The sequence below is a fragment of the Halanaerobium saccharolyticum genome (genome assembly GCF_004362045.1).
In the GTDB taxonomy this organism is placed as follows: domain Bacteria; phylum Bacillota; class Halanaerobiia; order Halanaerobiales; family Halanaerobiaceae; genus Halanaerobium; species Halanaerobium saccharolyticum_C.
Genome location: NZ_SNWX01000048.1, coordinates 1 through 9,771, shown reverse-complemented (window position 1 = coordinate 9,771; position 9,771 = coordinate 1). Strand labels below are relative to the sequence as shown.

The 9,771-nt window shown below is 33.8% G+C and carries 9 protein-coding genes; 8 read left to right on the top strand and 1 reads right to left on the bottom strand.

The genetic code is table 11. From position 1 onward, the window contains the following. Positions 1-270: 270 nt before the first annotated feature. The 8 genes from DFR79_RS15580 (at position 271) to DFR79_RS15545 (ending at position 8,606) form a co-directional block, all read left to right on the top strand. Complete coding sequence (locus DFR79_RS15580) at positions 271-1,404, top strand: aldo/keto reductase (protein WP_133516389.1); 1,134 nt, start codon at positions 271-273, stop codon at positions 1,402-1,404. Positions 1,405-1,599: 195 nt separating this feature from the next. Continuing rightward, on the top strand, positions 1,600-2,241 hold the full coding sequence (locus DFR79_RS15575; protein WP_133516388.1) for a molybdopterin-dependent oxidoreductase: 642 nt from the start codon (positions 1,600-1,602) through the stop codon (positions 2,239-2,241). A gap of 94 nt (positions 2,242-2,335) precedes the next feature. Next, a complete protein-coding gene (locus DFR79_RS15570; protein ID WP_133516387.1) occupies positions 2,336-3,229 on the top strand; it encodes a diacylglycerol/lipid kinase family protein in 894 nt (297 codons plus the stop codon). A gap of 154 nt (positions 3,230-3,383) precedes the next feature. Next, the gene (locus DFR79_RS15565; RefSeq protein WP_133516386.1) at positions 3,384-4,661 is read left to right on the top strand and encodes an ABC transporter substrate-binding protein; all 1,278 of its coding nucleotides are present in this window, start codon (positions 3,384-3,386) and stop codon (positions 4,659-4,661) included. Beyond that, positions 4,654-6,297, top strand: a complete 1,644-nt coding sequence (locus tag DFR79_RS15560; RefSeq protein WP_133516385.1) for a glycoside hydrolase family 10 protein — start codon at positions 4,654-4,656, stop codon at positions 6,295-6,297. The genes DFR79_RS15565 and DFR79_RS15560 overlap by 8 nt, the downstream gene beginning before the upstream one ends. Before the next feature lie 32 nt (positions 6,298-6,329). Continuing rightward, the gene (locus DFR79_RS15555; RefSeq protein ID WP_133516384.1) at positions 6,330-7,451 is read left to right on the top strand and encodes a site-2 protease family protein; all 1,122 of its coding nucleotides are present in this window, start codon (positions 6,330-6,332) and stop codon (positions 7,449-7,451) included. A gap of 19 nt (positions 7,452-7,470) precedes the next feature. Then, positions 7,471-7,872, top strand: coding sequence for a DUF2177 family protein (locus DFR79_RS15550; protein WP_133516383.1), 402 nt, complete (start codon positions 7,471-7,473; stop codon positions 7,870-7,872). Positions 7,873-8,027: 155 nt separating this feature from the next. Next, positions 8,028-8,606: a Spy/CpxP family protein refolding chaperone gene (locus tag DFR79_RS15545; RefSeq protein WP_133516382.1), complete on the top strand. Its 579-nt coding sequence runs from the start codon at positions 8,028-8,030 to the stop codon at positions 8,604-8,606. 91 nt (positions 8,607-8,697) lie between these two features. Here DFR79_RS15545 and DFR79_RS15540 read toward each other — a convergent pair whose 3' ends face one another. Next, positions 8,698-9,498, bottom strand: a complete 801-nt coding sequence (locus tag DFR79_RS15540) for a hypothetical protein (RefSeq protein WP_133516381.1) — start codon at positions 9,496-9,498, stop codon at positions 8,698-8,700. Between the last annotated feature and the right edge of the window lie 273 nt (positions 9,499-9,771).

Below are 9,771 nucleotides of genomic sequence, written 5' to 3'. Positions count from 1 at the left end.
CCTTTACCAATCAGCTATTAAAGAAACTGGGATACTTTAGTTTTACGGAAAGATATGCACAAGTAATTAATTCTTAATGAACCGCCCAGTACCGAACGGTACGCTGTGGTGGTGTGAGAGGACGGGGAATAAACTAATTATTTCCCTCCTACTCGATTAAAGATAATTAATTCACAGCTTAAATTAAAAGGATTTTACTATTAAGTCTTGAATATATTATAATAAGATAAAATAATTTAGTCTTGACTATAATTAATTGGGGGTAAAAAAATGAAGTATAGAAAAATGGGAAATCTTGACGTAGAAGTTTCAGCTCTCGGCTTTGGAGCAATGCGTCTGCCAATAATTGATGATGATTCGTCCAATATTGATGAAGCAGAAGCAATCAAGATGATTCGTTATGGAATTGATAATGGAATTAATTATGTTGACACAGCCTGGCCCTATCATCAGGGAGAAAGCGAAAATGTTGTAGGTAAGGCTTTAAAGGATGGCTACAGGGAAAAGGTTTATCTGGCCACTAAGTTACCAATCTGGGAATGTGAGACTAAAGAAGACCTGGATAAATATTTAGATAAGCAGCTGGAAAAACTGCAGGTAGAAAAAGTTGACTTTTATCTACTGCATGCATTGAATGCAGAGCGCTGGCAGAAGATTAAGGATCTTGATATTTTAAAATGGGGAGAAAAGAAAAAAGAAGAAGGTAAGATTGAGTACTTAGGTTTCTCTTTCCATGACAGTCCAGAAGTTTTTAATACAATACTTGATGGCTATGACTGGGATTTTACTCAAATTCAATATAATTATCTGGACACCGAATATCAGGCCGGTAAAGCTGGTCTTCAAAAAGCCCATGCTAAAGGGATGGGAGTTGTGATTATGGAGCCGATCCGCGGCGGCTGGCTGGCTCAGGAACCACCACAATCTGCAAAAGAATTGTTGGAGTCCGAAAATTCGGAGAGAACTCCTGTAGAATGGGCCCTGCACTGGGTCTGGAGTCAAAAGGAGCCGGGTGTTGTGCTCAGTGGAATGAGCAATATGCAGCAGCTTAAAGAAAATATCGAGACAGCTTCTGAGTCAGAAGTTGGTCTTTTAAGCGATTCTGAGTTCGAAATGATGGAAAAAGCAGCAGAGGAAATGAGAGGACCTGTTACCTGTACCCGCTGTGAATACTGTCTTCCCTGTCCTGAAGGAGTTAATATTCCTGAGAATTTTCATCTCTTTAACCAGGCTAAACTGCTTGATAAGGGAGAAGAAATGGCAGAGAAATACTATGAAATGGACGAAACAGCAAGAGCCAGTAACTGTGTAGAGTGCGGTCAGTGTGAACCAGCCTGTCCTCAAAATTTAAGCATTATTGAATTATTAAAAGAAGTAGATCAATATTTTAAGGAAAGTGCGTAAGTTAATTCAATGAATGATTTATTTAAAAGTAACAAGTTAGTTTTTTAATAAAATTAAAAGTGTAAGGTTTTATTATCCCGGCAGACGAAAATATTCCTGTCGGGATTTTTAATTTAATAATCTATGTTATAATGTAAGTAAGGAAATATATTAAAATTAATTTGTGTATTTTAAGTCATTTTAGGAGGTAAAATCATGAGAAAATCATTATTTTTACTGGCACTGGTTTTAATACTTGTTTTTTCTTTTCAGACTGTATATGCTCAGGCGGAAAATGAAAATATCGAAGAAGTCGAGATTAATGAATATAAGGGAGAAAAGCTGGGATCAATTGAGGATTTTAGAGAAAACTCAATTAAGGGAATTCAGGAAATAGACATTAATGAATATCGACTTGTAATTGATGGTTTAGTTGCCGAAGAAAGGAAATATAGCTACTCAGAGTTACAGGAAAAAAATCATATCAAAAAATTAGTTACTTTAAATTGTGTAACTGGCTGGTCGGTTAAGGCTCTCTGGGAAGGTATACCCTTAGTTGACTTATTAAATGAATTAAATATTAGTGAAAAAGCTAATACACTTATTTTCTATTCTCCAGACGGATACAGCACATCATTACCAATCAGTTTTATTAAAGAAAATAATATTATCATTGCAGACAAAGTAAATGGAGTCCAGTTACCACCCAGACAGGGTTTTCCTTTTCAATTAGTAGCAGAACAAAAATATGGTTATAAATGGATAAGATGGATTGAGCGTATTGAAGTCTCAAGTAATTCTGACTATGAGGGATACTGGGAGTCAAGAGGTTATAGTAATTCTGCTGAACTTGAATAATTTAATTTTAGATCCGGGAAACTAAAATTTCCTGGATTTTTTTCTTATTAAGTAATTTATGGTATAATTAAATTGCTTAATAGGAGTTGATCAAATGCAAAACAAAAAAGTAAAATTAATATATAATCCGGCAGCTGGAGATAAGTCTTTTAATTCTTATTTAGATAAGTTTTTAAAGCAGTTTCAGACTGCCGGATTCAAAGTAGACATTTATAGAAGTATGGAACCAGGTGATTTTGAAGCTGGTCTGGAAAATATCGATCAAAGTTTTGAGGCCGTTGTTGTTGCAGGAGGAGATGGCTCTGCCAGTGAGATAGTCGATTTACTGCAGAAAAAGAATATTGATCTTCCCCTGGGAATAATACCAGCAGGAACTGCCAATGACTTTGCTACTTTTCTCGGGATGACAAAAAATATTGAAAATAGTGTTAAACGAATTTTAGACTGGAAGGTCAAAGAAATTGATGTAGGTAAAGTTAATGACAGATATTTTTTAAATGTCTGTGTGGGAGGTATTATTTCGCAGATAGCTCATGGAACAGAAACCGAAATGAAAAATCGTCTCGGTAAAGTAGCTTACTATCTGCAGGGTTTAAAAGAGCTGCCCAATATTAAAGCAATGGAATTAGAAATTGAGACTTCTCAAAAAATTATAGAAGGTGATTTTTTAGGTTTTTTCATTTTTAATAGTAAAGATGCTGGAGGGTTTAAAAATATCGCCAGACTGGCTTCTATTGATGATGGTTTATTTGATTTACTGGCAGTTAAAACAGGAAACATTTTAAAACTAAGTTCTGCAGCTGCAGATTTATTTAACGGTAAGGAAATAAAAAATGAAAACTTAATTTATCTGCAGGACAACTATTTTAAAATCACAATAAAAAATAATAATCTTGAGCAGCACTGTGATATTGATGGAGAAAAAGGACCGGCTTTTCCCCTGGAAATAAAGTTGATACCTTCGGCTCAAAAAGTTTTTACAGCTTAATCGTCATTAATGCAGGAAATATGATTAAAATCTCTAATTATATATTAAGCTAATAAATTTACCCTGCTGCCAGGTAAGAGCCTCTCTGAAAGTACGGAGGGGTTTTTACCATTTCACTTAGTAGGAATAGATTCAAAACAAAGGAGAACTAATAATGGGTAAAAAGATCTTATTAATATTTTTATTAATAATATTATTTTTTTCAGCTGCTGTTCAGGCAGAGAAGGAAATTGAGTTCTGGACTATTAATTTAAGCCCTCAGTTTAATGATTATTTTATAAAAAAAATTAAAGAATTTGAAAATAAAAATCCTGAAATAAAAATTAGCTGGGAGGATATTAATTTTTCGAGTATTAATCAGCAGCTGCGCTATCGGATAGCAGAGGGGAATATACCTGAAGTAGTTAATCTTTCTCCTCAATTAATGGCTTCTTTACTGGAAGAGAAATTATTATTTCCAATTTCAACTTTAGAAAAAGATTTTAGTCAATACTATTATTCTAATTTTTGGGAAAATGGGCATTATCAAGGTGATTATTTTGCTTTTCCCTGGTATGTAAGTTCAAAATTAATGGCTTTTAATCAGGAAATTTTCAAAATAGCAGGAGTTAATCCTCAAAATATCACTCAAAATCGGGAAGAGTTCTTTAATTTAGCAGAACAAATTACTGCTGAAACCGGAGTATATGCACTAATGCCCCAGATAAAAATCCAGCATGAGTTTATTGAAGCTGGAATAAAATTGTTTAAAAATGAGGATCACCGAAACAAAGCTGCTTTTAACACAGAAAAAGCAGAGGCAATTATCAAGAGGTATCAAAATCTAGCAGAAAAAGGAGTAATCCCCAAAGATACATTAAGCTCTGGTTTTAATATTGCTCTGGAGCGGTATAAAAAAAATGATTTAGCAATTTTATTGACTGCACCACAATTTTTAAAGGAAATTGAAAAAGAATCTGACTATCTAAGAGAGGTAACAGCACTCTCTATTATTCCCACAGCTGAAGAAGGAGTAATCAATGCAGCTTTAATGAACCTAGTGATTCCTAAAGGAGCCAGCCATAAAAGGAAGGCAGCAGAGTTTGCTCACTTTATTACTTCTGCTGAGGCACAGGCAGAATTTTCCGAAAGGGCTTCTGTTTTATCTTCCGCCGTTATCTCTGAGAAGGAAAATAATATTGAAAAAGAAGAAATAATAACTGAAACAGACCAGGGAGTAGCGCTAGAAACTGAGGCCCAAAAGATTTTGCAGGCCCAGCTGCCTCGCAATAAGGACCTAACCTTAATCCACCCTCAGGCTGACAGACTGATCAGAGTAATGCATGAACAGTTTGCGAGGGCCTTTGCAGGTAAAATATCTGCCAGAGAGGCCTTAAATATTATGGAAGAAAAATGGAATCAGATCTTAGCAGAGGAGATAAATAATGAATAATAAAATTTACTTATTAATTTTGCTGATTTTTTCAATGGTAATTTTTTATTCTTTCAGTACAGCAGCCTATTATCAGCCAGATGATTATCGTAAATCATTGTTAGAGATCAGAGACGTAGAAAGATCTTTAAATGAAGTAAAAAACAATCTGCTTAAAGCTGAGTCGCAATTTAGAATTATAGCAGAGTCAGATATTGAATCAAGACTGGAAAAATTAAATGCTTTATATCAGCAGCAGCTCAAAGCTTATCAAAATAAAGAAGATCAACAGGTAGTTGATTTAGCAGCAAAAATCATTAATAATGCAAATCAAATTAGCTTAAAGACTATTGAGTCAAAACCAGTACAGATGAGAGCCTTCTGGCTGGACAGCGGCACCTATGCAAAAATAGGTGGTAGAGCTGGAGTTCAGGATTTTCTGGACAGAGCTGCAGCAGCTAATTTTAATGTGATTTTTCCAGAAACTTTTTATAAAGGTTTATCAATTATTCCTGATAATAATTTATTTACTCAGGATCCCCGCTTTAGCAGCTGGGAAGGAGATCCCCTGACAATTTTGATCGAAGAAGCTAAAAAGAGAAATATGGAAGTACATCCCTGGGTCTGGGTTTTTAATGAAAATACCAGCGGTAATCCCGGGAGGATTTTAACTGAAAATCCTGGCTGGGCCAATAAAAATAGAGAGGGGGAGATTGTTAGTTATCATAATTCTACCTGGCTCTCACCAGCCCGGTCTGATGTAAAGAATTTTTTGCAGCAGCGATATATTTATTTAGTCAAAAACTATGATCTTGATGGACTTAATTTAGATTATATTCGTTTTCCCGAAGAATACAGAGGTAGTTTTGGCTATGATCAGGCAAGTGTAGATAAATTTAAAGATGAATATGGGATCGATCCTTTTGAAATTAAAAGTGGCAGCTCAGATTTTGCTCTCTGGAATAAATATAGGGAAAATTTAATTACAGAGATGGTTAAAGAGACATCTGAGAAGCTGAAAGCTGTTGATCCTGAATTATTAATTTCAGCAGATGTGATTCCCGGTCGGGAAGAAGCGCGCTTCCGAGCACTACAGAACTGGTCTTTATGGCTGGAGGAAGGTTATTTAGATTTTGTTTTACCGATGACCTATACTGAAAATTTATTTTCTGAGCTGAGCAGCTGGATTAAGGAAGACCGTCAGCAAATTTCTAAACCAATGTATGCCGGAATTTCCGTTTTTAAATTGACTTCGGATCAGTTGATTCAGCAGATAAAAAAAATAAATAATATCAATCCCAATGGACTCTCTTTATTTGCAGCAGCTCATCTGACAGATAAAGATTATCAGATACTGGCTCAGGGAGTTTTTTCTACTCCAGCAGTACTGCCACACCGGGATAAAGAGAAATCATTAAAAGAAATTCAGGATTTTATTTTAAAAAGGTTAAATATTATCAAAGGGGCCGGAAAAATTGGAAATAGAGATTTAATAAAAATTCGACATTATTTGAGTCAAATTATAGAAAACAATTCAAAAGAGGAGTTGAAATTTAATAGCTTTTTAAAGAATAATAATTTAAATCTTTCAGCTGAAGTAGAAAAGATAATTAAAGCTGATTTTAATTATTTAAAGACAATTTTAAGACTTTATTAAATTTTCATAATTTATTAGTAGAGGTGATAGATATGAAAAGTTCTTTTACAGTTGGGCATTTATTCGGCATACCGGTTAAAATACATGTTAGTTTATTGATTATCCTGCCTTTTTTTGCCTGGGCTTTTGGCAGTAATATTATTTACCTGACAGAAAACACTGATATTGCCAGGCGGCAGCTGCTTTTAAATCCCTATCTATTGGGATTTATTATGGCTGTTATACTCTTTATCAGTATTTTACTGCACGAACTGGCTCATTCACTTGTAGCCAGAACAAAAGATGTAGAAACTACTGATATTACTCTGATGTTATTTGGTGGTCTGGCCAATATTGAAGAAATTTCTAAAGATCCAAAAGATGAGATGAAAATTGCTGCCAGTGGACCTTTAACCAGTCTGGTACTTGGTGTAATTTCTTATTTTGTTGGAACTTACGCTCCCAATTTCATATTAGAAGATCTTCGTTTAGTGATTGTATATACAGGACAGTTAAATATTTTTCTGGCTATTTTCAATCTTTTACCAGCCTTTCCTTCAGATGGAGGACGTATTTTAAGAGCTTTGATTGCTCAGAGAACTTCTTTTAGAAGAGCTACGGAAATTGCCTCCCGGGTTGGTAAAGTTTTTGCCTGGATTTTTGGAATCTTTGGTTTTATAAGCGGTAACTTTCTTTTAGTTTTTATTGCTTTCTTTATCTATATTGGTGCTTCTCAGGAACATCAATTTAGTAATATTAAATCTGCTCTTTCTAATTTAAAGGTTAAAGATTTAATGACCGCGGAGGTTAAGACAGTACCGGCTAATATGAGTGTTCACCGTTTAATAGAAAAAATGTTTAATGATAAACATTCTGGATTTCCAGTGCTCAGAGATGACAAAGTTGTAGGAATAGTAACCATGGAAGATGCGCAGAAGATTCCTCAGGATGAGTACAGTAATACTCCTGTCCAGACTATAATGAATAAGGATATTCACAGTGTAAAAGCAGAAGATGAATTGTATGAAGCCTTTAAACTTCTCTTTCAGAAAGATATCGGCCGGCTTTTAGTTATGGAGGCTGACGAACTCAAGGGAATTATTACTCGCTCAGATGTAATGACAGGGATCAGAGTTAGAGAATTAGAAAATATTAATGGAGAAGAAAATGAGTAAAGAAAAGAGGGTGAGATAGATGTATTATCTTAAATCATATTTAATCACAATTGTCATCTTTTTTGCTATTGATCTTGTCTGGCTGGGAGCAGTAGCCAAAAATTTATATAGAGAACAGCTTGGATTTTTACTCAAAGATAATTTTAATGCCACAGCAGCTGCAATATTTTATTTATTTTTTGTAGCAGGAATGCTCTTTTTTGTAATTAACAGGGCAGTAGAATTATCCAGCTGGCAGTATGCCTTATTTGCAGGTGCATTCTTCGGTTTTATTACCTATTCTACCTATGATATGACTAATCTGGCAACAATTAAAGACTGGCCGGTGATGATAACTGTAATTGATATTGTCTGGGGAAGTTTTTTATGTGCTGCAACTTCATTAATCAGTTATCTGTTAATCAATTATTTTAAAATTTAAATTCTAAGCTCCTGCTAATATTTAGTGGGAGCTTTTATTTTTTTGAATAAATATTATAATTTGTTTTAAAAATTCATATTTCCTTCACAATTTACTCCTATAATTAAGGTAGAAGTTAAAAAAGCAAAACAAAATTATTAAGGAGTGAATGAGAAATGAAAAAAATATTAACTATCTTTTTGGTGCTGGCTTTTGTAATCACAGTATTTACAGGTGTAATTTTTGCTCACGGTTCACAGTTGGGAATGGGAACAGCAAATAATCAGACCCGTTATCAGATGGGGTATAGAAGTTCTAGTAGTGGCTATAATGGTATAGAACTAAGTGAAGAACAGATTAACAAAATTGCAGACTTTAGGGATGAATTTTATAATGAAACTGAAGAGCTAAGAGATCAGCTTAGAGATTTAAATCGCAAATTAAGAGACTTAGAATTCCGGGGTGCAGATAATGCAGAGATCGGGGAAGTTGAGGATAAAATTGAAGAGGTTTTAATCCAGCTGGATGAAAAAAGGATTGCCCATCAGGAAAAAATTGAATCTGTTTTAACAGAAGAGCAGCTTAATGTAAGTGAAGAAAATCGTTTAAATTATAATGATCGCTTTCAGAATCGCTTTAATAATGGTTTTGGTCACCGTCCAGGCATGATGATGGATAGAGGTTTAGGTTATGGTATGATGGGTAGAAATTATAATGATAGAGGTTTAGGTTATGGAGCCGGTTTGTGTCACTAAATTTAATGAATTTTAAATAAGTTTAGATAAAAAGTAAAGGCCGGAGAAATCCGGCCTATTTACTGGTGAGATAGATTAAATTAAGATTGTATTAATTAAAAAGATCACTTAAATCAATTTTAATGTCAAACTTAACATCTATACCATTATCATCACTGTCATCATCTTTATTTTCATCCTCATCATTGTTATCCCAATCATCAGCTTCCATTTCGTTATATCTTTCTTTTAATTCTTCATAGACATTATCTTTATTGGCTTTTCTACCCCTACCTTCTTTTTTTATAGTCCGACCGGTATTTAAATTTTTATAATAATAACTGTATTTATTATTGGCATGGTGCACCTCAAGCTTTTCTATCATATTTTGGTCCCGATAGTAATATTCATATTTTTGTTTCTTTATTTCAATTTTTTCTTCTACCTCAGTTCTCTTATTATTATATTTGTAATCATAATTATTACCCCGAACTTTAATTATTTCTGTACCACCATTGAATTCATATTTTCTATCATATTTTTTTGTATTTAAAGGTGGAAAATGTCTTTCCCTCGCGGGATGTCTAAACCGAATTAGTTCATCATCAAAAATAATTGACGGCATACCAAAATAACGGTGAAATTCATTAATTCGTTCCCTATTTTTAACAAGTCTGTCAAGTTCCTCTTTATCTAATTTTTTATCGGCATTACTGTAATAATAAAGAATTAGACTAATATCTTTGCTGTCCAGACCCAGTCTGGCCATATATTCAACATCTTCACTATCAACATCTTTAAATACTCTGACCAGTAAGTTTTTATCAAAATCATCTAGCTCCACTGCAGCTGCAGAAATAGAAGCGAGAATGAAGATTATAACTAAACTTAGAATAGTAATTTTTTTAAGCATTTTAAAAACCTCCCATAACTTTTTATATCTTCCTTATACTAATTATACTGTTAATCATTCTAAATTACAATGACTCTAGCTGTTATATTATTGGAATTTCATTTGAAAAAGGTGTTAATTTATATTAAAATATAAACAGTCTTAAGTTAAGACCGGTTAAATCCGGTCTTTTTTTCTCGTTTGCCTGGCATGGATATTTGCTAATCAGTGAAAGTCTGATGTGGGGGTTAATAGTGCCAACCACTAGCTGAAGACAAGGGTGTCCATCGTGAG

Coding starts and splice junctions, on each gene's coding strand:
- DFR79_RS15560 (WP_133516385.1), top strand. CDS start 4,654: ATGAATAATAAAATTTACTTATTAATTTTGCTGATTTTTTCAATGGTA.
- DFR79_RS15550 (WP_133516383.1), top strand. CDS start 7,471: ATGTATTATCTTAAATCATATTTAATCACAATTGTCATCTTTTTTGCT.
- DFR79_RS15570 (WP_133516387.1), top strand. CDS start 2,336: ATGCAAAACAAAAAAGTAAAATTAATATATAATCCGGCAGCTGGAGAT.
- DFR79_RS15575 (WP_133516388.1), top strand. CDS start 1,600: ATGAGAAAATCATTATTTTTACTGGCACTGGTTTTAATACTTGTTTTT.
- DFR79_RS15580 (WP_133516389.1), top strand. CDS start 271: ATGAAGTATAGAAAAATGGGAAATCTTGACGTAGAAGTTTCAGCTCTC.
- DFR79_RS15555 (WP_133516384.1), top strand. CDS start 6,330: ATGAAAAGTTCTTTTACAGTTGGGCATTTATTCGGCATACCGGTTAAA.
- DFR79_RS15545 (WP_133516382.1), top strand. CDS start 8,028: ATGAAAAAAATATTAACTATCTTTTTGGTGCTGGCTTTTGTAATCACA.
- DFR79_RS15540 (WP_133516381.1), bottom strand. CDS start 9,498: ATGCTTAAAAAAATTACTATTCTAAGTTTAGTTATAATCTTCATTCTC.
- DFR79_RS15565 (WP_133516386.1), top strand. CDS start 3,384: ATGGGTAAAAAGATCTTATTAATATTTTTATTAATAATATTATTTTTT.